Source organism: Brevibacillus choshinensis, assembly GCF_016811915.1.
In the GTDB taxonomy this organism is placed as follows: domain Bacteria; phylum Bacillota; class Bacilli; order Brevibacillales; family Brevibacillaceae; genus Brevibacillus; species Brevibacillus choshinensis_A.
Window position 1 is genome coordinate 5,794,169 of record NZ_CP069127.1, and the last position, 22,269, is coordinate 5,816,437.

Genomic DNA, 22,269 nt, shown 5'->3' on the forward strand with positions numbered 1-22,269 from the left:
AACGATTGGGCCTTATTATAATATACCCCATGACGCATATCAACACGTGTTCATTTGAAAGGAGAAGGGTACTTATGCAATATCGAAATTTAGCGCGTACGGGGATTAGCGTGAGTCAATTTGCCCTTGGAGGGGGCGTTTTCGGAGCACTTGCCGGCCAAGAAGAGGGGAGCCGCATTATTGACGAAGCGCTGGACGCCGGCATCAATATGATCGATACTTCCAACCGTTATGGAGACGGAGAATCGGAAAGAATCATCGGCGAAGCGATTAAGGGAAGGCGGGAAAAGGTTATTCTGGCAACGAAATTCGGGGCCGAACCGGATGACGAGCGGAATCAAAGCGGCGTTTCTCGCCGCTGGGTTCGGCAAGCGGTCGAACAAAGTCTGCTACGGCTGCAAACGGATTATATCGATCTTTATCAGTTGCACCGTCCGTTTGGGGACGTTGCTTTCGAAGAAATATTGGGCGTGTTGAGCGATCTTGTCCAAGAAGGCAAGGTCCATTATATCGGCACTTCCAACCATCAAGCTTGGCAGTTGTCAGAATCGCAGGCAGAGAGCGAGCGTCGCCGCTTGCAGCGGTTTGTCAGCGAACAATCTCCATACTCGATTCTTAACCGAAGCATAGAGATGGACATTGTCGAAGTAGCTCGGCGTCACGATTTTGCTTTGTTGACATACAGTCCGCTGGCAGGTGGTCTACTGACGGGCAAGTACGCGTCCGGTAGCGTGGCGGAGAGTGGGTCGCGAGCGGCACTATTAAAGGGAGCGGCCGGCCGCATGCTCGATCCCGAATTGCCTGAAAATGCGCAAAAGTTCGCGATCATCGAAAAGTTGAAGCATGTAGCCGACCAAGCAGGAATGCCGCTGGCCCATATGGCTGTAGCGTTTGCCCGGACCCATCCGGCTGTCACTTCAATTATTGTGGGGCCGCGCACATCAGAGCAATTGAGACAATATATAAACGGAGCGGATCTGACACTTAGCCCCGATCTACTGGACGCCATAGATGAGATTGTGCCCCCCGGGAGCAGAATGGACGGTCAAAATCCTGCTTGGACACCGGAATGGCTGGATACTTCCCGGCGAAGACCTTAAAGATAAGGTCTGATCATCAGCCCAGTCTAACGACTGGTGCTGCATCAGTCCTTATTCTAACAAGAGAGTAATAATACACAATGGCAGTCGGCCATGAAGCAAGGCTGCCGTTTTGTTGATTATTTCGAAAAGTATTGATTAAGCTATCGATGTAGTTGAATGGCAATAGCGACAGTCTAAGACTTTATTTTTCAAGTCTTGGTCTGCCGCTATTTCTTATAATGGATCAGTCTAAAACTTATTTTTAAACAGCTGACGATTCTTCAACTCAAAAACCGCATTAAAACAGCGACTCCAGTCTAATACATTATTTTCACCGAACATTTACCACAATGTAGTATTTTTCTAAAAACTGAATTTTGTTATTATTCCTGATTATCAAACAGTAAAAATAAGAGGCTCACACGACATATAACAACTTGTCGTAATGAACCTCCAGCAATAGAATATCTAACATTGTATTCAATTGCTTATTATTATTGGCTAGGATGGACTTCCTACCCCTTTAATTTTACAGAGTACCGGGTGTCGTTTCGTCTCTATTCCGTTTATGAGTTACGAGAACAGCTTCTCCAATTTCTCCAGCAGATAGAATCGCACCTGAACCTGTGGTGTCGGCGTTTCAGCTACTGGTGCGGCCTCTTGCATCGGCTCAGGAGAAACCGTCTGCTCAACGTCCGCTGTTACGATCTGCGTCTCCACATCTTCCTGTGGCAAAAGCCCTGAATCTGAATCTGCTTCCTCGAGGCGCATTTGTCTTACGTCCTGCCATCTTTCACGTGTTCCTTCCGTCACGGATGCTTGCTCTTCCTCGATCGGTTTCACCGGCTCTTCCGCACGGTCCTCGCTTACTGCCTGCTTCGTCTCAATTGGCGTAGCTTGAACCCCATCACCGTTGGACATATCGATAAAGCAGAGGGGCGGGAACAGGACACACCACCAATTTTGTCCTTTCGCTTCCCCGATTTGTACGCGCAGTGCTTTGTAATCGCCAGCAGGGTAGACATAGGAGCCATACAGCTTCGTCGGAAACGGCACCTGCCCGAAATCTACAACGGCTTTATAAGAGAACCCGCGGTCGCGAATGGTTTGATCCACCACTTTTTGCATCACGGGGAGATTCGCAGAAATCACCTTCTCGGCATCTTCAAATGATCCGATATCTTTTGCCCATGTATCCATTTGCGCGATCAGAGCGTCACGCACTTCCCGCTTCAACCATTGATCCTGAAAAGAATCGCTGTTGGCAATGATGCGCAAGCGAATCGATTCTTGAGGGATCGGCCCGTTGTCCATCACATTGGCCGAGGTAAGCTGACCCTCCCAGCTCATCATTAGCATCAGAATGCAAAAGACCATCCACATTGTCCGTCTCATATTCAACCGTCTCCCTCTATTAACTGTGCTCGTTCTTCTCTCTCTTTTCTCTATAGCATCAGTATGGGCAGAAGGTTCTGAATCTAAACACGGATCAAAAATATTCGGACCTCTTTCGATAGAAAAAAGGCGAGACGATGGGCTCCTATCGTCTGACACCGATAACGACCCGATCAATTCCCGCCAAATCTGAAACAATCTGAACCTCGTCTATCACACCGGAAGCCATCATCAAATCGGCTACATCGCGCGCCTGATGGATACCCACCTCATAGGCAACTAGTGCCCGCGGCTTGAGGACTTGCGGCAATGCCCCGCACAAGCGGCGGTAGCAATCCAAGCCATCCGCGCCGCCATCCAGTGCCAATCGCGGCTCATAGGCAAGCACCTCGGCATCCAGCTCGTCTACATCCGTACTGGGGATATAGGGGGGATTGGAAACGAGGATATCCACTTTCTCGGAAGCCGTGAGCAGCGGTTCCAGCAGATCTCCTTGCAAAAAGCGGACTCTGGCACCGAGCCGTTCCGCGTTTTCCCTGGCGATCGCCGTCGCATCGTGGGAAAGGTCCACCGTGGTGATGTTCCAGCCTGGACGCTCACAAGCAATTGTAATGCAGATCGCTCCGCTCCCGGTTCCGATATCTGCCACATCCAGACTCTCGCTGTCCTGCCACAGCTTTTCTGCATGCATGAGCACCTGCTCCACCAGAATCTCGGTTTCTGGCCGAGGGATCAGCACCCCAGGACGGACCGCAAATGGGCGTCCAAAAAACTCTTGAGAGCCAAACATGTACTGTAACGGCTCGTGCTGCGCCCGCCGCAAAAGCAGCTGATCCAATCGCTCGATCACCGCGGAATCGATTGGATCCTGCATGGAGATCAGGAATTTGGTGCGATCCCAATCGAGGCAGTGCCGAATCAAAAGCTCTGCCTCAAACAGGGGATCCTTGGCCTCGTGTTCCCGTAAAAAGGAAGAAGCCCGTGTCAGGGCTTCTCGGATCGTCGTGACGTTAGACCAATCAAGCTGTGTGCGCATGGCTTTTCAACAGCTCTGTCTGTTCGTGCATGATCAAGTTGTCGATCACTTCGTCCAGCTCGCCTTCGAGGACCGATTCCAAACGATGCAGCGTCAAGCCGATGCGGTGGTCGGTTACGCGGCTTTGTGGATAATTGTACGTACGGATGCGTTCGCTGCGGTCACCTGTACCGACCAAGCTCTTGCGGTTTGCATCCGCTTCCGCATTTTGCTGCTGCATGTAGTAGTCGTACAGACGAGCACGCAATACACGCAGGGCTTTATCCTTGTTGGAGTGCTGGGATTTCTCGTCCTGACAGGATACCATGATGCCTGTCGGAATATGAGTTACCCGCACAGCGGATTTGGTTGTGTTAACGCTCTGTCCACCTGCACCACTGGAGCAGAAGGTGTCGATGCGGATGTCTTTATCGTGCACTTCTACTTCTACTTCTTCTGCTTCCGGGAGTACCAGAACAGTCGCGGTTGAAGTATGAATACGCCCGCCGGACTCTGTAGCCGGGATGCGCTGTACGCGATGTGCGCCGCTCTCAAACTTCATTTTGCTGTAAGCACCGCGTCCGCTGAGAGAGAATACGATTTCCTTGTACCCGCCGATGTCGGTAGGACTGGCTTCCAGGACTTCGATCTTGAAGCCGTTGCGCTCAGCAAAACGAGTGTACATGCGGAACAGCACCGCGGCAAACAATGCTGCCTCGTCGCCGCCTGCAGCACCGCGAACCTCCACGATGACGTTTTTCTCATCGTTAGGATCCTTCGGCAAGAGCAGGATTTTCAGGCGCTCCTCCAGCTTTTCCTTGCGGGAGGCCAATTCGCTGATTTCTAGCTTGACCATCTCACGCATTTCATCGTCCAGCTTTTCCTCCAGCATGGCCTTGGCATCATCCATCTGGGATACAACTGATTTATATTCACGGTAAGTCGTCACGGTTTCTTCCAGGGAAGACTGTTCCTTGGACAATTCACGCAAGCGTTTTGTATCACTGATGACGTCGGGGTCACATAGGAGATTGGTGACTTCTTCAAAACGCTCTTCAACTGCGGATAAGCGTGTAAACAATGTACTTCACCCCAATCGCAAATAGTACGTAAGATACAATCATAACAGATAAATTATAGGAGGAAACCTGAAATAAGTCAAAGCGCATTATTTTACTGGGAAAAGGATTCCAGAGATGCAAAACAGGCCCGGCAATGCCGAGCCTTGCTTGATCCGCATCGCTTTGGATGACTCCCACTTTGCTCTAGCGATGAAAACCTTCGTTTGAGGTTACATGGAAATCGTAACGAGGTATTTTCTGCTTCAGGGCAGTAATAACCTGCTGCTCGATTGTCCGCGCTTGATTCGCCGTGACGTTGTGCACCAGATCAAGAGTAACATATGCGTTGCCGCCGTTCAGTGTGATACGCGCGTTTTCCACTCCTGGCACCGATTTGGCCATCATCTCCATATTGTTCAAATCGACCTGTGACCCGCGCGTTTGCGTATGTCCGATGAACAGGTTCGGATTTTGGTTTCTTCCCATTAGACCGTCTCGATCTTGTGTTGGAGTCGCAGGGTGATGGATGGTATCGCCGCTTCGCTCCCCTTTTATCGTCGTGTTGTGTTGTCGATCCAGATTTTGAGTTCCGTAGCCCTGCTGCTGCGTCATGGTCCGGTTGCAACCAGCAGTGAGCACAGATGCCAGGGCAGCTACACAAAGCACTGCCAACGAGCTTTTCCAAATGGGCAAGCGTCGCATAAAAAAGCCACCTCCTGTTTTGCCTTAGTCTGCGCATCGCGTCGGATGCTCATGCATGGGCGAATCAGGGGTGGCGCTTGCTCTTCATTCTTATTCCTTGCGATCCAGATCAGCCGGAGGATTGTAGTAATGTCGGCGGCACACGCTGCTGTACGTATCGTTTCCAGCAATTTCAATCGTTTCCCCGCTGTAAACAGGCTTTCCGTTCTTGAACTTGAGGATATGTGTCGCCTTTTTATTACAGTACACGCAAACGGTTTTGATTTCCTCCACCTTGTCCGCTTCACACAGCAAGGCTGCACTTCCCGGGAAAAGCTCGTTCTTAAAGTTTTTTAACAGACCGTATACGATGACAGGAATACCCAGCGTGTCCACGACCGCCACCAGCTGGTCGACGTGATGCTTGCCGATAAATTGAGCCTCATCCACCAAAACACAGTGCGGTTTGATTTCTTCTGCTGCAACGATCTCATACAGGTCGGTTTCATCCGTGATCGGGTACGCTTCCCTGCTAATTCCTACTCGAGAGGCCACCTTCCCTACCCCAAAGCGATCATCGACAGCCGGTGTAAACACCATCACTTTTTTCCCCGATTGCTCGTAATTATGAGCGACTGTCAAAAGCTGAATCGATTTGGAAGCATTCATTGCTCCATAGCGAAAATAAAGTTGTGCCACGTTTCTGTCTCCCTTTATCAAGAAGTGATTACTCTGTCTTTATCAGATAACGATCCCTGCGGCATTTCCCACGGTATATGGATCTATTGTAGTGGGACATGCTGCAGCTCGGGAAGATCCTTTTTTACAAAAATCCAAAAATGCTTGCCACTCTATATGAAGTCAGAAAAGACTGGCAGAAAAACAAAACCAGGCAGATTTCTCTACCTGGTTGCTCCAATCCTTTCCGATTAGGAAAGATTGTATTTGCGTTTGAAACGGTCTACACGGCCGCCAGCATCAACGAATTTTTGTTTACCGGTGAAGAAAGGATGGCAGTTGGAGCAGATCTCCACTTTCAGCGCTTGCTTTACAGAACCGGATTCAAATTCGTTACCGCATGCACATGTTACCTTCACAGTGTTGTACTGTGGATGAATACCTTGTTTCATCTCAAATAGCACCTCTTTCCGCCCTGAATCGTTTGCCGAAACAGAGTTGTATAAACACATAAAAAATAGTAGCACGCCGATCGCATAAATGCAACAGGAAGCCGCGTTAGGCCATGTTTTTCCTGCGTCGCAGCTGCTCCGGAGGAATGTGCGTAAAGGATCCGATCACGACATCTGGCAGCTCTTCCTGATAGATCTCGATGGCTTGCTTCATTCCGAACACTTCGCCCTGAGCCTTCGGAATCATCGCCAGGTAGCTCTCCGGATCAATATTTAGGTTGCGCATCTGGATCAATTTGATTCCTGTTCGGCGGATGAAATTGATCATCGCCTCCATCTCTTCCTCCCGGTCAAAGACCCCTGGGAAGCACAGGTAATTGATGGAGGTATACACGCCTTTGGAAGCCGCATATTCAGCCGAGCGCGCGACATTTTCTAATGTGTAGTTGCGTGGACGATAGTAGGCATTGTAATGCTCGTCGATCGCGCTGATGATGCTGACCCGCATGAGGTCGAGGCCTGCGTCCACAATCCCTTTGATGTGGTCAGTCAAACCTGCATTGGTGTTGATGTTAATATAGCCCATATCGGTCTGCTCACGTACGCGGCGCATCGCCGGAACAATGATCGAAGCCATTGTGGAAGGTTCCCCTTCGCAGCCTTGGCCAAAGCTGATGATGCTCTCCGGCGTTTGCAGGTGATGGAGCATGACCTCTACCAGCTCGTCCTCTGTCGGCTTGAAGTTCATTCTTGTCTGCGGTGACGGGAAGCCGCTATCCTCAGGCTGCTCGGAAATGCAGCCGTAGCATCCGGCATTACAGGTATAGGATACCGGCAAGCTTCCTTCCCAACGGTGGAAAAAGTTGTTGGAAGCCGTCAAACATTCATACTCCAGCGCACAATGGGACAAGTGGTTCAAAATGCGGTTTTGCGGGAACTGCTCGAGTGTTTTTTCTACACGCTGACGAAGCTCGTCCATCGGGAAGTTGAGTGGATCCCATTTGTAGATATCATCACTTGCCCGACCCGCTACCCAGAAGCTGCCGTCTTTCCAAACGACTGCGGAATAGCCGAACAATGGCAGTTTGCTGTCCTTGTTCGTCTTCACATATCCGGGAAGCAAGAGCCGCGTGATACCTTGAGGAACAAGTGCTCCCACTGCCGTACAACCGTCCAGCTTGACCATTTCACCCGTATCTGGGTCCATCCCGATCGGTACGGTATCCGGCAGGCTGACCAAAGTCGCTCCTTCCGGCAGCGGAATCAGCTCCTCCTCAAGGATTTCTGTCAATATATCTCCGTTACGCGCCACCGACAGCAAGCCGGGATGGTCGTACACTTTTCCTTTTTCATCTGCGTACACTAAATACATGGGAAAATCGCCTCGCTTCTTTGCTTTGCCCATTGTAACGCATTGAAAAAGCAAAGTAAATTGCAGGAGTTTACCTGCCCAGATATGGCAGAGGGTTGATCGGCACATCATCCTGCCGCACTTCAAAATGCAGGTGGTATCCCGTAGAATCGCCAGTCTGCCCCATGTAGCCGAGCATGTCTCCTGCACTCACGGACTGTCCCGGCACCACGATGATGCTGCGCATATGGGCATAAAAGGTTTGCAGCCCGTCCCCGTGATCAAGCACGACCATTCGTCCATATCCCGATCGGTTGGCACCTGCTTCTACCACAGTCCCTGATTTGGCTGCATAGATGGGTGCTTTGGCTTCACTCTCATTCCACAGGTCCACACCTTTGTGCGCCCTTCCCCAGCGCACCCCGAATCCACTCGTGATCGTCGCCTCTTTGACGGGCCATTCCATTCTCTCTCGAATTCGTCCGATGACTTGCCTGCTGGCAGCCTGAGATGTATTTCGCTTTTGCTGCAATTCCTCAGCGGACAAGGGCCGATCCCCGATGATGGGGACATAGACGACCTGTCCGACATAGAGGTTGTCCGACAGCCACTTGAGCAAAGGATTTCGATCAATCAGCAGCTCCCTGCTGACACCGTATCGTGCTGATATGTAATTCAGCGTTTCTCCGCGTTTGACGATATGCTTCACTTCGTCCCGGCTGATGATGAGCTTCATTCCGACTCCAACCAAGTTTGGATTGTTGATTTTGTTCATCTCGACCAGCTTGCGCAGCGTGAGGCCGTACCGATGAGCAATGTCCGAGAGGGTATCCCCCTGATTCACGGCATACACCAAAACGCCACTTTTCGGTGAGGTGTCGGATGCAGCCAAGCTCGCATACGGGTTGAACGCTTGAAACAACGTTTGCTCCACGACCGCTCTCTTGGCCTCTTCCGGGCTCTTTATCGGAGCGGGTTGCACGTAATCCACAGAAGACTCCTCCTTCGTACAATGTTCTACTCCCTAAGGTATGCCCAAAACGCAAAAAAAATGACGGTGAGTCATGAAGAGCTCACCGTCGTATTTGCTGCTTTTCCGCGCGTCTGCTTGGATTCCAGCGTTTGTAAAAATTCATCATTGGTTTTAGTATCCGCCAGCTTTTTGATAAACGAATCCACAAACTCGTTGGTCTCGTTCATGTTCTTGCGGATCATCCACAACTTGTCCAGCTCTTCCTTCGTGAGGAGCAATTCTTCACGACGCGTACCGGAACGGCGAATGTCGATCGCAGGGAAAATGCGTCGCTCTGCCAGCTTCCGATCCAAATGGAGCTCCATGTTGCCCGTCCCTTTAAACTCCTCGTAAATAACATCGTCCATGCGAGATCCGGTTTCTACCAGGGCTGTCGCCAGGATAGTCAGACTGCCGCCTTCTTCGATATTCCGCGCTGAACCAAAAAAGCGCTTGGGACGATGAAAGGCTGCCGGATCGATACCACCAGACAAAGTCCGGCCGCTTGGAGGAATGACCAGGTTATAGGCACGTGCCAATCGGGTAATGGAATCAAGCAGGATCACTACGTCTTTCTTGTGCTCGACCAGACGCTTGGCTCTCTCCAGCACCAGCTCCGCTACCTTGATATGGTTTTCCGGCAATTCATCAAAGGTAGAAGCGACCACTTCCCCTTTTACGGAACGCTGCATATCCGTTACTTCTTCCGGACGCTCATCGATAAGCAACACGAACAAATGAATATCAGGGCGACTCTCGGTAATGCTGTTGGCAATTTCTTTCAGCAGCATGGTTTTTCCCGCTTTGGGCGGAGCTACAATCAGACCACGCTGCCCCAGGCCAACTGGGGAGAGGAGATCCATCAGGCGGGTGGAAACACGGTCAGGTGATGTTTCCAGAACGAGCTTGGTTTGAGGATACAGCGGTGTCAAAGCGGGGAAATGCAAACGCTCTGAAGCTGTTTCGGGGTCTTCTCCATTCACTGCCTCTACTTGGAGGAGTCCGAAATACCTTTCGTTCTCCTTCGGCGGTCTTGCCTTACCCGATACTACGTCCCCCATTCGCAGATCAAAACGTCTGATCTGCGATTGGGAGATGTAGATGTCCTCGGAGCTAGGAAGATAGTTGATCGGGCGCAGGAAACCGTAACCTTCCGGCAGGATATCCAGTACGCCCTCCATGAACATGAGACCGTCTCTTTCCGCTCTGGCACGAAGAATGGCAAATATCAATTCCTTCTTCTTTAGCTGAGAATAGTACGGAATATGGTATTCTTTTGCCAGCTTGTAGAGATCGGTCAGCTTCTTTTCTTCTAGTTCAGAAATTAACATACATCCACCACTCTTTATTTACTCTTACATCTCATATCTACGCGAATGACAGCGTCCATTACCGCTCCAGGCGATGATTTCCTTCGATGAAACGGACCGTTCCGGTTTTGGCACGCATAACCACGGAATTCGTGGTGGCACGTGAACCTTGGAAACGCACACCTTTCAGCAGCTCGCCATCCGTTACACCTGTCGCAGCAAAGATCGCATCGTCGCCTTTTACCAGATCGTTCATGAAAAGAACTTGATGCGGATTGGTGAGACCCATTTTCATACAGCGTTCGATTTCCTCTTGGTTTTGCGGAAGCAGCTTGCCCTGGATTTCTCCTCCCAGGCATTTCAATGCGACAGCAGCGAGAACACCCTCAGGGGCACCGCCGGAACCGAACATAATATCTACACCTGTATCAGGGAAGGCGGTGTTGATGGCTGCAGCGACATCCCCGTCGGAGATAAGACGGATGCGGGCACCTGCCTCGCGGATTTCATGAATAATTTGTTGGTGACGATCTCGATCGAGTACGATGGCGACCAGGTCACTGATATCCTTCCCTTGCGCCTCGGCGACTGCTTTCAGGTTGTCACGAATCGGTGCGTTAATATCAATTTTGCCTACTGCTTTCGGTCCTACTGCTATTTTCTCCATGTACATGTCCGGAGCATGCAGCAGATTGCCGCGGTCCGCAATGGCGATGACAGAAATAGCTCCCCATGTTCCTTTTGCCAGGATGTTGGTTCCCTCCAGCGGATCTACTGCCACGTCGACAGCAGGAGCTACACCTTGCCCCAGATGCTCCCCGATGTAGAGCATCGGCGCTTCGTCCATTTCCCCTTCACCGATTACGACAATTCCGTCCATCGGCACTTTTTCAAACTCTTTTCTCATAGCAGTAGTTGCGGCATCGTCAGCCTCATCTTTTTTGCCGAGACCCATCCAACTAGCTGAAGCCAGAGCGGCTGCCTCGGTCACACGTACCAGTTCAAGTGTTAAACTGCGTTCCATTCTGGAAGACTCCTCTCCTGGTGATTCTTTATCGTTGGTGACTTTCAGAGCGATGCAAGCCTATCCGTACCACATCGGCTCCTAGTGTTTGCAGCTTGCCCACCAAATTTTCATAACCCCGATCAATATGCTCCAGTCCTTCGAGCTCCGTCATCCCGTTCGTAGCCAGACCCGCGATGAACAGGGCCGCTCCCGCCCGAAGATCAGACGCCACGACTTTGGCACCGTTCAAGCTGCTGCCGCCTTCAATCACAGCAGACCTGCCCTCGACTTTCAGCGTTGCTCCCATGCGCCGCAGCTCATCGACATGGCGGAAGCGCGAGCTGTAAATGTTGTCGGTGACAATGCTTGATCCTTTTGCCAACGTCAGCAAGGTCGTGATCGGTTGCTGCAGATCGGTAGGAAATCCCGGATAAGGACTCGTTTTCACATCAATAGAGCGGTAGACTTCCTGACCGATTACTTGAATGCAATCGTCCATTTCCACCACTTGCACTCCAATTTCACGCAGCTTCGCGGTCACGGATTCCAGGTGCTTGGGGATGACATTCTCCACCAGCACATTGCCGTTCGTCGCTGCTGCTGCAATCATATACGTCCCTGCTTCGATCCGGTCCGGGATAATCGTATGGCGGCAGCCGCGCAAACGCTCCACACCCTGGATGCGAATCATATCTGTGCCCGCTCCCTTGATATTGGCGCCCATGTTATTTAACAAGGTAGCCACATCGACGATCTCCGGTTCCCGGGCAGCGTTTTCAATAATGGTCACACCCTCTGCTTTGGCAGCAGCCAGCATGATGTTAATAGTCGCACCGACACTGACCAGGTCGAGGTAAATCCGCGCGCCTTGCAGTCGGCCATTTTTTGCTTTGATGGTCATGACGCCGTTTTTGTTTTCCACCTGGGCTCCCATCGCTTCAAAGCCCTTGATGTGCAAATCGACCGGACGCGGCCCCAGATCGCAGCCCCCCGGCAATCCTACCTGCGCCTCTCCAAACTTCGCGAGCAATGCGCCCCAAAGATAGTAAGAGGCTCTCAGCTTTTTAATCCGGCCGTTGGGCATCAGCATTAGCTTCATCGAACGCCCATCGACTTCCATCCAGTCATCCTCGAAAAGAACATCTGCACCCATTTCCTGCAGAAGCTCACAATAAATGTCCACGTCCTGAATACGGGGCAAGTTTTCAATGACGACTGGCCCATCCGCCAGTAGCGCTGCCGGAATCAAGGCGACTGCGCTATTTTTTGCTCCGCTGATGGTTACCGTCCCCGCGAGCGGTTTCCCACCATTGATGATCAGCTTATCCATATTCTGCTCTCCTCAGGCGTAATCGGGAAAGAAGCACCTTCCCCAGTGGAAAAGGTGCTTGGACCTAGTAATGCGTTCTTATTTTTGCATGCTTGCCCAGTCAGCGAGGAATTTCTCCAGACCGCTGTCTGTCAAAGGATGGCCAATAATTTGCTTGAACACTTTCGCTGGGATCGTTGCGAAATGAGCACCGCGTTTGGCCGCTTCCGTCACATGGACAGGATGGCGAACTGACGCTGCGATGATTTCCGTCTCAATCCCGTGAACCGAGAAAATTTCAGCGATGTCATCGATCAGCTGCATGCCGTCTTGGCCGATGTCGTCCAGACGTCCCAGGAACGGAGAAACGTAGCTCGCTCCTGCTCGTGCAGCCAGCAGCGCTTGGTTAGCGGAAAATACCAGCGTTACGTTGGTTTTGATTTTCTTTTTCGAGAAGTACTTGGCTGCTTTCAAGCCTTCTGCAGTCATCGGGATTTTAATCACGATGTTCTTGGACAGGGAAGCCAGCTTTTCGCCCTCTTCGATCATGCCTTTCGCGTCGGTGCTGATCACCTCAGCGCTGATCGGACCATCAACAATGTCGATAATTTCTTTCAAGGTATCAACGAAATCTCTGCCTTCCTTGGCAACCAGGGAAGGGTTGGTGGTAACGCCTGCAAGCACGCCCCACTCGTGAATTTCACGGATTTCGTCGACGTTTGCTGTATCAATCAGAAAACGCATGATTATCCTCCTTGATTACGCGCGGTTGCTGCTACCGAACAAGCGCATTTTTCCTTTTACTACTTCCTTGATCGCATCGCGAGCAGGGCCCAAGTATTTGCGCGGGTCAATCTCGTTCGGTTTTGCAGCCAGCACCTTGCGAATCGTTTCGGTGCATGCGACTTGGGATTCTGTATTCACGTTAATTTTACCAACGCCCAGGCTGATGGATTTCACAATCGCTTCGTCCGGAACGCCGGAGCCACCGTGCAATACGATTGGTGCACCGATGTTGCTTGCTACTTTTTCGATGATGTCGTAGCGGATTTTTGGAACGCCTTTGTACATACCGTGTGCGGTACCTACAGCGATCGCTACATAGTCTACTTTGGTTTCTTCCCAGAAGCGGATTGCTTCCTCTGGATTCGCCAGTGTCGCATCTTCTTCGTCTACGGAGAGATCATCCTCTACCCCGCCGATCGTACCGAGCTCGCCTTCTACAGAAACGCCGACAGCGTGCGCAGCCTCTACTACTTGCTTCGTCAGACGAAGGTTGTCTTCAAAAGAGTGATGAGAACCATCAAACATAACAGAAGAGAACCCTGCGCGAATGCACTTCATCACCATGTCGAAGTTGCTGCCATGGTCCAAGTGCAACGCGACTGGAACACCAGCACGTTCCGCTGCCACTTTTGCAATGGCTACGGTATAGTCAATGCCCATGTATTTAAGAGCTCCCTCAGACACACCGAAAATGACAGGCGACTTTTCTTCCATCGCTGCTTCGGTAATTGCTTGAGTGAACTCCAGATTATTCAAGTTGAATTGTCCGACGGCGTATTTATGCTTTTTGACGTCTTCGGTAAAAGCGGTCATAGGTACGAGTGGCATTTTGTAAATCCTCCTCTAGCAGACTTCAAATCTGTGGCTTATTATATCACAGACACCTGCTTGTTAACAGGTACGCATGTCTAATGCCTTTGTGACTAACAAGCTAATTGCTGGTGCACGGCCATACGCAGCTCGTCGATATCAAACGGTTTGGTGAAGTGCGTCAAAGCGCCGAGCTGCGTCGCTTCTTTTATCATGTCCAGCTCACCGTAAGCTGTCATCATGATCACCTTGATATCTTGATTAATTTTTTTGATGTGCTTCAGAATCTCGATTCCGTCCATCCCTGGAATCTTCATATCTAGAATAACCAGATCCGGAGATTCCTTTTCAACGATTTCCAATGCCATCTTTCCGTTAGCCGCTTGAAATGTCTTGTAACCTTCCTTGCCTAGTACTTCGTATAACAAGATGCGGATTCCGTACTGATCGTCTACCACCAACACTTTTTTATCCTGCTTGTCCAACAATTCGATTACCCCCTGACCAGAGCCTTTTCCTTAATGACATAAGGTTCGCCTAAATTCAGGAAACTCCTCCCTCATCGCTTTGAAATTTTCCCACTTCAATGCTTTTGAGTATAATAGGAATACCATTTTTGCGCTGACGAAGGAGCCGACATACCATGATGGACGCCGTCTGGCTGATCTGCTTGTTAACATTCATCATCCATACCACAGAGACACTTTCCTATGCCGTGCGCTTCTCGGGAGTACAGACAGGGAGATTGGCTGTTGCGCTTTCTCTCGTCGGAATCATCCTGCTTTTGTCTCGTACGTCCAATCTGATACAAGGCCCTTTTACTGGAGGCCTGATCGATCAGGCCGCAATACTGCACACCGATCCCAGCCTGAAGCTGCATTTGATTATCGCAGCCGCCTCGCTTGGCACACTGTGCGCCATCCTGCTTTTTCCGACGGCTGCACAGCTCTCGAAACGGCTGATCGCGCATCTGGAGCTGGCTGGTTCGATCCCGCAAATGCTGCGCACAGCAGTCACCATCGACAGCATCCGGAGCGTGCGGCACCACGTCCGCGTGCCTAGTCTGTCGGTCATATCCCGCTTTCGAATCAAAGGCGTCCCCAAGCGCCTTTTGCTGCTAAATTGCATCGGTACGGGTATCTACACAAGCAGTGTCCTGTCCGTTCTCTATGCGACTTTGCTTGCCCCTGATTACAAAGCGACGGTCCTCATGTCATCCGGGATGATCAACGGCTTCGCCACCATCTTCATGACGATCTTAGTAGACCCGCAGGTTGCACTGATGACAGAAAAAGCGATGCAGGGCAAATCCTCCTATGAATCCATCCGCGATATGTACATGTGGCTGATGATCTCCCGCTTCTTCGGGACTTTGCTCGCGCAGATCCTGCTCATTCCCGCCGCCTACTGGGTCGTCTGGATTACTCCCCTTTTTCACTGACAAACAAAATGCACCTGCGACGAGTGGCTCGCAGGTGCATTCTTCATTTGTTGCGATTATTTTTGGTTGGTCAGAGCCGCTTTGACAAAGTCACGGAACAGCGGTTGAGGACGGTTTGGACGAGAAGTGAACTCTGGGTGGAATTGAGTAGCCAGGAACCAAGGATGCTCTGGCACTTCCACGATCTCCACCAAGCGACCATCCGGTGTGGTACCTGCAAAGCGCAAGCCCAGCTCAGCCAGCTGCTCACGGTACTCGTTGTTCACTTCATAACGATGACGATGACGTTCGTACACCAAAGTGCTGCCATATGCTTGATGCGTCAAGCTGCCTTCTTCCACTTTGGTCGGGCCAACACCCAGACGCATGGTACCGCCTTTGTCTTCGATTTCTTTTTGCTCAGGCAGAAGATCGATGACAGGGTATGGCGTGTTCGGATTGATTTCGGAGCTGTTCGCCAGATCCATGCCTGCCACGTGGCGTGCAAATTCAATAACAGCGATTTGCATACCCAGACAGATACCCAGGAATGGGATTTTATTTTCACGGGCGTAGCGCGTCGCGATGATTTTTCCTTCGATACCACGGTCACCGAAACCTCCTGGTACCAGGATGCCATCTACATCACCCAGCAATTCGCTTGCATTTTGCAAAGTGACTTCTTCTGCACTCACCCATTTGATGTCGATTTTAGAGTCAATGGCATATCCGCCGTGATACAGCGCTTCTGCAACGGACAAGTAAGCGTCGTGCAGTTCTACGTATTTACCCACAATCGCAATGCGAGTGGTTTTGGAGAGGTTTTTGATTTTGCCGACGAGCGATTTCCACTCGGTCATGTCTGCTTCCTGGCAAGTCAAGCCCAGATGACGGCAAACATAGTCGTCCAATCCTTGCGCTTGGAGCTGCAAAGGAACATCATACAAAGTCTCAGCATCGATGCACTCAACTACCGCGTTTTTGTCGATGTCACAGAACAATGCCAGCTTGTCTTTCATTTCTTGGGTCATCGGCTGCTCGGTACGTGTAACGATGACTGTAGGCTGGATACCAAGGCTGCGCAATTCTTTGACGCTGTGCTGGGTCGGTTTGGTTTTCATTTCACCGGCAGCTTTGATGTAAGGAACGAGCGTTACATGGATGTACATGACGTTATCGCGGCCGATGTCGCTCTTGATTTGACGGATCGCTTCCAGGAATGGCAAGCTCTCGATATCGCCAACTGTTCCGCCGATCTCCGTGATCACCACGTCTGCTCCGGTCTCGCGGCCAGCACGGAAAACGCGCTCCTTGATTTCGTTCGTGATGTGTGGGATGACCTGTACGGTTCCGCCCAGATAATCGCCGCGACGCTCTTTTGCAATGACAGAGGAGTAAATTTTACCAGTCGTTACATTGGAGTTGGAGCTCAGGTTGATGTCGATAAAACGCTCGTAGTGTCCCAAGTCCAGGTCCGTTTCCGCTCCGTCATCCGTTACGAATACTTCCCCATGCTGATACGGGCTCATCGTTCCCGGGTCAACGTTGATGTATGGGTCAAATTTCTGGATCGTTACCTTAAGACCCCGATTCTTCAGGAGTCGGCCCAGAGACGCCGCTGTAATCCCTTTTCCCAACGAGGATACGACCCCGCCTGTCACAAAAATATACTTCGTCATCGTTAACGTCCCCTCTTTCCCTAATCCTCAAGATGATGATAAATCGAATGAAGACGGCTCCCAAAAAAAGAAAAAACAAAAGCGAGTCCTATCCCGTACAACAATGGGGTAGGGGCACTTTTGTTTTATAGTTTCCCATATTTGATCCTTCTTCATGTGAAGCCCAAGGAGTATTTTATCTGTCCCTCAGGCGGAAGTCAAGGACTTATAATTTGTCATCCTCGTCGTCAAGATCTTCGCTATCTTCATCCGACTCCTCTTCTTCCAGCTCTTCATCTTCAAAGAGTTCCTCTTCTTCATCGATCTCTTCTTCGTCGATCTCACCGTCGATTTCTTCCTCGATCTCCGCCTCTTCGTCGACGAATTCTTCCTCGTCTTCAAAGATGACCACATCATCTTCCTCGTACTCTTCGGTGATTTCGTCTTCGGTATCGTAGTCGTCGAAGTCGTCGTCCAGGATGACCTTTTTCTTTTTGGTTCCGCCGCCTTCTTGTTGTTCTTCAACTGTGTCAGTCGGATACCAGCGTTTCAGACCCCAGACATTGTCACCGAGGCAAACGAAACGGCCATCAATGTTAATTTCTGTGTATACTTGAGCGATAATGGCCATGACCTGTTCTTTCGTCAACTTGCGAACGGCAACCAGTTCATCCACCAGCTCGCGGAAGTTGTACGTACGATTGGTTTGACGCAGAATTTCATACGCGATGTCAACCAATGCCATCTCACTTAATTTCTCGGAATCAACATGAGCAAACAATTGACTCACTCAGGGCACGTCCTTTCCATTGAAAACTATGGGATACCCGCCGCCCTTTCCTTATCAGGTGAGGCGTGGCTTGTATTGGTAAATCTACAATAATGTCGGATTCTTCGATTGTACAACATACGAAGGCTAACATACAGTATTCCTTATTTTAGACGAAAATGCAAGGCTTTCAAACGCGGTTGGGAATATATTATTCGCCATCAATTTCTCCGATGTACTCTACCTCGGACATAAGCAAAAGCGGCCGGTGATTCACACCAGCCGCTTTTTTCCTTGCCAAGGGAAATGCCATCTTACATGTTGCGGCGATATTGTCCGCCTACTTCATACAGAGCCGCGCTGATCTGCCCCAGAGAGGCTACCTTCACCGTTTCCATCAGCTCGGCAAAGATATTGCCCCCAGAAGTGGCAACCTCCTGCAAGCGGCGCAGAGCGGCTGCAGCGCTGTCTCGATTTCTTTCCTGGAAAGCACGCAGATTTTGGATCTGCTGCACCTTCTCCTCTTCCGTCGCACGTGCCAGCTCGATCTCGTAGTCTTCCTCGGACGAATTTGGGTTGATGAAGGTGTTGACGCCGATAATAGGCAGCTCCCCCGTATGCTTTTTCATTTCGTAGTACATCGACTCATCCTGGATCTTACCGCGCTGGTATTGCGTCTCCATCGCGCCTAGAACGCCGCCGCGAGAGCTGATTCGCTCAAACTCCTGCATGACGGCTTCTTCGACCAGATCGGTCAGCTCGTCGATGATGAACGCACCTTGCAGCGGATTTTCGTTTTTCGCCAGTCCGAGCTCTTTATTGATGATCATCTGAATGGCCATGGCGCGTCGAACCGAGTTTTCCGTCGGTGTCGTGATGGCTTCATCATACGCATTGGTGTGCAGGGAATTGCAGTTGTCGTAGATCGCGACCAAAGCCTGCAGGGTGGTCCTGATGTCATTGAAGTCCATCTCTTGCGCATGCAAGGATCTTCCAGAGGTCTGGATATGGTATTTCAGCTTTTGGCTGCGCTCATTGGCGCCATAGCGGTTTTTCATCACGGTAGCCCAGATGCGTCGCGCTACCCGCCCAATTACGGTGTACTCCGGGTCGAGACCGTTGGAGAAGAAGAACGACAAATTCGGTGCAAAGTCGTCAATGTTCATGCCACGGCTCAAATAGTATTCCACATACGTAAAGCCATTGGACAAGGTAAACGCCAGCTGGGTGATCGGGTTCGCCCCTGCCTCCGCGATGTGATAGCCGGAAATGGAGACGGAATAGTAGTTACGCACTTTGTGATCGATGAAATACTGCTGGATATCTCCCATCATCCGCAATGCAAATTCCGTGGAGAAAATGCAGGTGTTTTGTCCCTGGTCTTCCTTGAGAATGTCCGCCTGCACCGTACCGCGGACAGTGGAGAGCGTATACGCCTTGATCTTTTCGCTCTCCTCTGCGGATGGCTGGCGACCTTCCCGCTGTACAAATGCCTCCATCTGCTGCTCAATCGCCGTATTCATGAACATCGCCAAAATCATCGGAGCCGGACCGTTGATCGTCATCGACACAGACGTGCTTGGCGCGCACAGGTCAAAGCCCGCATACAGCTTCTTCATGTCGTCGAGCGTACAAATGCTCACACCACTCGTTCCGATTTTTCCGTAAATATCCGGGCGGTAATCAGGGTCTTCCCCGTACAAGGTGACGGAGTCAAACGCGGTGCTGAGCCTTTTCGCATCGTCATTTTGGGACAGGAAGTGGAAGCGTCTGTTGGTCCGCTCTGGCGTGCCCTCTCCTGCGAACTGGCGCTTAGGATCTTCTCCCTCCCGCTTGAACGGGAACACCCCTGCCGTGTACGGGAACTCACCCGGTACGTTTTCTTTGAGCGACCATTTCAAAATCTCGCCCCAATCCTCGTACTCAGGCACAGCTACTTTCGAAATGCGCGTACCGGACAGCGACTCGCTGAACAGCTTCGTCACGATCTCCTTGTCGCGGATTTTCGTTACGAATTGGTCTTGTTTGTAAGATGCCTTCAGCTTCGGCCACTGTGTGAGGATGCGTTTGCATTCCGGGTGGAGCTTCTCTTCGAACAGCTCGATCTGCTTCATCAGTACGGCTGCTACTTCCTGCGCGGAATCCTCCCCAGAGGCAAGCAGTGTTTCTTTGGCACCGTGCAGCTGGAACAGCTTCCTCGCAATTGCCGATTGTTCGTCTGTAAATTGGCGATATTTGCGAACGGTATTGGCGATGTCTTGCAAATAGTTGATTCTCTCTGTCGGAATCAACGAAGTCTTATGAATTTTGACAGGAGTGGTATCCAGCTGATCGACGGGCCAATCTACTTCGGTCTTTTCCACGATCTTGTGCATCAAGGCAGCAAACAAGACATTGGTCCCGGGATCGTTGAACTGGCTGGCAATCGTACCGTACACAGGGACTTTCTCATCGGGCAGATCAAATTGCTGGTGGTTGCGACGGTACTGCTTCCGAACTTCACGCAGGGCATCCTCGGAGCCTTTGCGCTCAAACTTGTTGATCGCAATCACGTCGGCAAAGTCCAGCATGTCGATTTTCTCCAGCTGAGATGGCGCCCCGAACTCACTGGTCATCACGTACATGGACACGTCGCACACGTCAGTGACCTGCGCATCACCTTGGCCAATCCCGCTCGTTTCCACAATGATCAAATCAAAATGCGCTGCACGTGCGACACGAATCGCGTCCTCCAGCGCAGCAGACAACTCCATTCCGGATTTTCGCGTAGCCAGACTACGCATGTAGACACGCGGCGTGTTGTTGGCATTCATCCGGATGCGGTCGCCAAGCAGCGCTCCGCCGGATTTTTGCTTGGACGGATCGACGGATAAAATGGCGATCGTTTTATCTGAATAGGTGCGAATGAAACGGCGTACCAGCTCATCAGTCAGGGAGCTTTTCCCTGCTCCACCCGTACCGGTAATCCCGAGCACCGGTATCGTAGCTTGAGGCTCCGGCACGCTGTTTTTTATCGGTTCTACCCACTGTGGCTGATCGACGGCATACTCGGCTACGGAAATCAACCGAGCGACCGCCTGATGGTTTTGTTCCCGGAGTGCCTGCACTTCATCACCCAGCTGCTTGACCGTCGGAAAATCGGATTGTCGGATCATGTCATTGATCATGCCCTGCAACCCGAAATGACGACCGTCATCTGGCGAGTAAATTTTACAGACCCCATATTCCTCCAGCTCTCGAATCTCGCGTGGAACGATGACTCCGCCCCCGCCCCCAAAAACGCGGATATGCTCTGCTCCCCGCTCTTTCAACAGATCAATCATGTACTTGAAATATTCCACATGACCGCCTTGGTAGGAGCTGATGGCAATCCCCTGCACATCCTCCTGAATCGCAGCGGTAACAATATCGTCAACAGAACGGTTGTGGCCCAGATGGATCACTTCCACTCCTGAAGATTGCAAAATACGACGCATGATATTGATCGAGGCATCGTGACCATCGTACAGGCTTGCAGCGGTCACAAAGCGAACTTTGTTTTGCGGACGATACACTTCTGTTTCCATCGTTCCACTCTCCCCGAGATTCATATGAAATGAAGGTTAGTCGGAGACACTGATTTCGCGCAGCAGCAACGCTATCTGCTTCTCGGTGAACTCCTCCAACGTATAGTGCTTGTGCAAAGCCCAACGACGGAATACCCACATCTCGCCGAGCACCATGATGTTGTCAGCCATGAGCTTGACGTGCTTTTCGTCCAGGCGGAGGGAGCCGTCGGCGATTCCTTTGCGAATGATTTCCACGAAAACCTGCGCAATTTCCTCCTCGCGCCCCAGAACAAAGCGAAGCGTTTCTTTCGGAAGCGACTTCGACTCTTGATAAATGAGCAATACGCGATCGCTCATTTGGTCCATCACGCGAATGAAGCTCTTGAGCGCCAGCTTTAAAATTTTGAGACCCGTCCCGTTAAAATTGATAGCCTCGCGCAGACGGCTCTCCATTTCCGCATGGATCGCGTCGCAGACGAGGTACAATACGTCTTCCTTCGATTCGATATACTCATACAACGTACCGATGCTAAAGCCAGAGGCACGGGCGATCTCCCTGGTCGTTGTTTTATGAAAGCCCTTGTTAATAAACAGATTCACTGCCGCTTCAATAATCTGCTCCCGTCGCTTTTCGATGAGCTTGGGGTCCTTCACCAGGGAAGGAATGCTTTTTCTTTTCTCGGACACTGCAAAATCCACCTTTCCGACCGACTGAGCGTTTGGTCAGACGTTTCTGAAAAAGTCAAGTAAAAAAACGCTCGTCTCTGTATCTTTTCGCAATTATTATACGCGAGTAAACGACAGAAGCCAAATCTTTCTTTTCCCATTTTATAGCGGGCCTTTTCTATGGAAGAAATGGCCGGGAGCAGGTTGTCCTGCTCCCCGGTCGGTGGTTGGTGGTTGGTGCGAGTGCTCAGATGTCCTCG

General features: G+C 50.9%; 20 protein-coding genes. 2 read left to right on the forward strand and 18 right to left on the reverse strand.

Annotation, left to right across the window (positions count from 1 at the left end):
• Nucleotides 1-74: 74 nt before the first annotated feature.
• Nucleotides 75-1,100, forward strand: a complete 1,026-nt coding sequence (locus JNE38_RS28890) for an aldo/keto reductase (RefSeq protein WP_203354460.1) — start codon at nucleotides 75-77, stop codon at nucleotides 1,098-1,100.
• A 555-nt stretch (nucleotides 1,101-1,655) separates the two neighbouring features.
• Here JNE38_RS28890 and spoIIR read toward each other — a convergent pair.
• The 14 genes from spoIIR to JNE38_RS28960 all read right to left on the reverse strand — a co-directional run bounded on the left by spoIIR (nucleotide 1,656) and on the right by JNE38_RS28960 (nucleotide 14,436).
• Nucleotides 1,656-2,477, reverse strand: coding sequence for a stage II sporulation protein R (gene spoIIR / locus JNE38_RS28895; protein WP_203354461.1), 822 nt, complete (start codon nucleotides 2,475-2,477; stop codon nucleotides 1,656-1,658).
• A 145-nt stretch (nucleotides 2,478-2,622) separates the two neighbouring features.
• Nucleotides 2,623-3,513, reverse strand: coding sequence for a peptide chain release factor N(5)-glutamine methyltransferase (gene prmC / locus JNE38_RS28900; protein ID WP_203354462.1), 891 nt, complete (start codon nucleotides 3,511-3,513; stop codon nucleotides 2,623-2,625).
• A complete protein-coding gene (gene prfA, locus JNE38_RS28905; RefSeq protein WP_203354463.1) occupies nucleotides 3,497-4,573 on the reverse strand; it encodes a peptide chain release factor 1 in 1,077 nt (358 codons plus the stop codon). The genes prmC and prfA overlap by 17 nt, the downstream gene beginning before the upstream one ends.
• Before the next feature lie 184 nt (nucleotides 4,574-4,757).
• Nucleotides 4,758-5,255, reverse strand: a complete 498-nt coding sequence (locus JNE38_RS28910) for a sporulation protein (RefSeq protein ID WP_203354464.1) — start codon at nucleotides 5,253-5,255, stop codon at nucleotides 4,758-4,760.
• Nucleotides 5,256-5,345: 90 nt separating this feature from the next.
• Nucleotides 5,346-5,933: a thymidine kinase gene (locus JNE38_RS28915; protein WP_203354465.1), complete on the reverse strand. Its 588-nt coding sequence runs from the start codon at nucleotides 5,931-5,933 to the stop codon at nucleotides 5,346-5,348.
• Between the two features lie 230 nt (nucleotides 5,934-6,163).
• Nucleotides 6,164-6,364 (reverse strand): 50S ribosomal protein L31, encoded by a 201-nt coding sequence (gene rpmE, locus JNE38_RS28920; RefSeq protein WP_055745712.1) that lies wholly within the window; start codon nucleotides 6,362-6,364, stop codon nucleotides 6,164-6,166.
• Between the two features lie 106 nt (nucleotides 6,365-6,470).
• Nucleotides 6,471-7,736, reverse strand: a complete 1,266-nt coding sequence (locus tag JNE38_RS28925) for a radical SAM family protein (protein WP_203354466.1) — start codon at nucleotides 7,734-7,736, stop codon at nucleotides 6,471-6,473.
• 70 nt (nucleotides 7,737-7,806) lie between these two features.
• The gene (locus tag JNE38_RS28930; protein WP_203354467.1) at nucleotides 7,807-8,706 is read right to left on the reverse strand and encodes a peptidoglycan DD-metalloendopeptidase family protein; all 900 of its coding nucleotides are present in this window, start codon (nucleotides 8,704-8,706) and stop codon (nucleotides 7,807-7,809) included.
• Between the two features lie 71 nt (nucleotides 8,707-8,777).
• Nucleotides 8,778-10,058: a transcription termination factor Rho gene (rho, locus tag JNE38_RS28935; protein ID WP_203354468.1), complete on the reverse strand. Its 1,281-nt coding sequence runs from the start codon at nucleotides 10,056-10,058 to the stop codon at nucleotides 8,778-8,780.
• A 58-nt stretch (nucleotides 10,059-10,116) separates the two neighbouring features.
• The gene (gene glpX, locus JNE38_RS28940) at nucleotides 10,117-11,061 is read right to left on the reverse strand and encodes a class II fructose-bisphosphatase (protein ID WP_203354469.1); all 945 of its coding nucleotides are present in this window, start codon (nucleotides 11,059-11,061) and stop codon (nucleotides 10,117-10,119) included.
• 28 nt (nucleotides 11,062-11,089) lie between these two features.
• A complete protein-coding gene (locus tag JNE38_RS28945) occupies nucleotides 11,090-12,373 on the reverse strand; it encodes a UDP-N-acetylglucosamine 1-carboxyvinyltransferase (protein WP_203354470.1) in 1,284 nt (427 codons plus the stop codon).
• Nucleotides 12,374-12,451: 78 nt separating this feature from the next.
• On the reverse strand, nucleotides 12,452-13,096 hold the full coding sequence (gene fsa / locus JNE38_RS28950) for a fructose-6-phosphate aldolase (protein ID WP_203354471.1): 645 nt from the start codon (nucleotides 13,094-13,096) through the stop codon (nucleotides 12,452-12,454).
• A 15-nt stretch (nucleotides 13,097-13,111) separates the two neighbouring features.
• Nucleotides 13,112-13,966, reverse strand: coding sequence for a class II fructose-1,6-bisphosphate aldolase (gene fba / locus JNE38_RS28955; protein WP_203354472.1), 855 nt, complete (start codon nucleotides 13,964-13,966; stop codon nucleotides 13,112-13,114).
• Between the two features lie 95 nt (nucleotides 13,967-14,061).
• Nucleotides 14,062-14,436, reverse strand: coding sequence for a response regulator (locus JNE38_RS28960; RefSeq protein ID WP_203354473.1), 375 nt, complete (start codon nucleotides 14,434-14,436; stop codon nucleotides 14,062-14,064).
• Nucleotides 14,437-14,594: 158 nt separating this feature from the next.
• On the opposite strand from JNE38_RS28960, the gene JNE38_RS28965 reads away from it, so the two are divergent.
• A complete protein-coding gene (locus JNE38_RS28965; protein WP_203357791.1) occupies nucleotides 14,595-15,389 on the forward strand; it encodes a lipid II flippase Amj family protein in 795 nt (264 codons plus the stop codon).
• A gap of 56 nt (nucleotides 15,390-15,445) precedes the next feature.
• On the opposite strand, the gene JNE38_RS28970 is transcribed toward JNE38_RS28965, so the two are convergent.
• The 4 genes from JNE38_RS28970 to JNE38_RS28985 form a co-directional block, all read right to left on the reverse strand.
• Nucleotides 15,446-17,047 (reverse strand): CTP synthase, encoded by a 1,602-nt coding sequence (locus tag JNE38_RS28970; RefSeq protein ID WP_203354474.1) that lies wholly within the window; start codon nucleotides 17,045-17,047, stop codon nucleotides 15,446-15,448.
• Nucleotides 17,048-17,252: 205 nt separating this feature from the next.
• Nucleotides 17,253-17,816 carry a DNA-directed RNA polymerase subunit delta gene (gene rpoE, locus JNE38_RS28975; RefSeq protein ID WP_203354475.1) on the reverse strand — a complete coding sequence of 188 codons (564 nt, stop codon included), beginning with the start codon at nucleotides 17,814-17,816 and terminating at the stop codon, nucleotides 17,253-17,255.
• Between the two features lie 293 nt (nucleotides 17,817-18,109).
• Nucleotides 18,110-21,361 carry a fused isobutyryl-CoA mutase/GTPase IcmF gene (gene icmF, locus JNE38_RS28980; protein ID WP_203354476.1) on the reverse strand — a complete coding sequence of 1,084 codons (3,252 nt, stop codon included), beginning with the start codon at nucleotides 21,359-21,361 and terminating at the stop codon, nucleotides 18,110-18,112.
• A 36-nt stretch (nucleotides 21,362-21,397) separates the two neighbouring features.
• Complete coding sequence (locus JNE38_RS28985; protein WP_203354477.1) at nucleotides 21,398-22,030, reverse strand: TetR/AcrR family transcriptional regulator; 633 nt, start codon at nucleotides 22,028-22,030, stop codon at nucleotides 21,398-21,400.
• Between the last annotated feature and the right edge of the window lie 239 nt (nucleotides 22,031-22,269).

Excerpts from the sequence above, each read along its gene's own strand:
- spoIIR (WP_203354461.1), bottom strand. The coding sequence starts at position 2,477 with ATGAGACGGACAATGTGGATGGTCTTTTGCATTCTGATGCTAATGATG.
- prmC (WP_203354462.1), bottom strand. The coding sequence starts at position 3,513 with ATGCGCACACAGCTTGATTGGTCTAACGTCACGACGATCCGAGAAGCC.
- fsa (WP_203354471.1), bottom strand. The coding sequence starts at position 13,096 with ATGCGTTTTCTGATTGATACAGCAAACGTCGACGAAATCCGTGAAATT.
- JNE38_RS28925 (WP_203354466.1), bottom strand. The coding sequence starts at position 7,736 with ATGTATTTAGTGTACGCAGATGAAAAAGGAAAAGTGTACGACCATCCC.
- rho (WP_203354468.1), bottom strand. The coding sequence starts at position 10,058 with ATGTTAATTTCTGAACTAGAAGAAAAGAAGCTGACCGATCTCTACAAG.
- glpX (WP_203354469.1), bottom strand. The coding sequence starts at position 11,061 with ATGGAACGCAGTTTAACACTTGAACTGGTACGTGTGACCGAGGCAGCC.
- icmF (WP_203354476.1), bottom strand. The coding sequence starts at position 21,361 with ATGGAAACAGAAGTGTATCGTCCGCAAAACAAAGTTCGCTTTGTGACC.
- rpmE (WP_055745712.1), bottom strand. The coding sequence starts at position 6,364 with ATGAAACAAGGTATTCATCCACAGTACAACACTGTGAAGGTAACATGT.
- JNE38_RS28945 (WP_203354470.1), bottom strand. The coding sequence starts at position 12,373 with ATGGATAAGCTGATCATCAATGGTGGGAAACCGCTCGCGGGGACGGTA.
- JNE38_RS28965 (WP_203357791.1), top strand. The coding sequence starts at position 14,595 with ATGGACGCCGTCTGGCTGATCTGCTTGTTAACATTCATCATCCATACC.
- JNE38_RS28970 (WP_203354474.1), bottom strand. The coding sequence starts at position 17,047 with ATGACGAAGTATATTTTTGTGACAGGCGGGGTCGTATCCTCGTTGGGA.
- fba (WP_203354472.1), bottom strand. The coding sequence starts at position 13,966 with ATGCCACTCGTACCTATGACCGCTTTTACCGAAGACGTCAAAAAGCAT.
- JNE38_RS28890 (WP_203354460.1), top strand. The coding sequence starts at position 75 with ATGCAATATCGAAATTTAGCGCGTACGGGGATTAGCGTGAGTCAATTT.
- JNE38_RS28910 (WP_203354464.1), bottom strand. The coding sequence starts at position 5,255 with ATGCGACGCTTGCCCATTTGGAAAAGCTCGTTGGCAGTGCTTTGTGTA.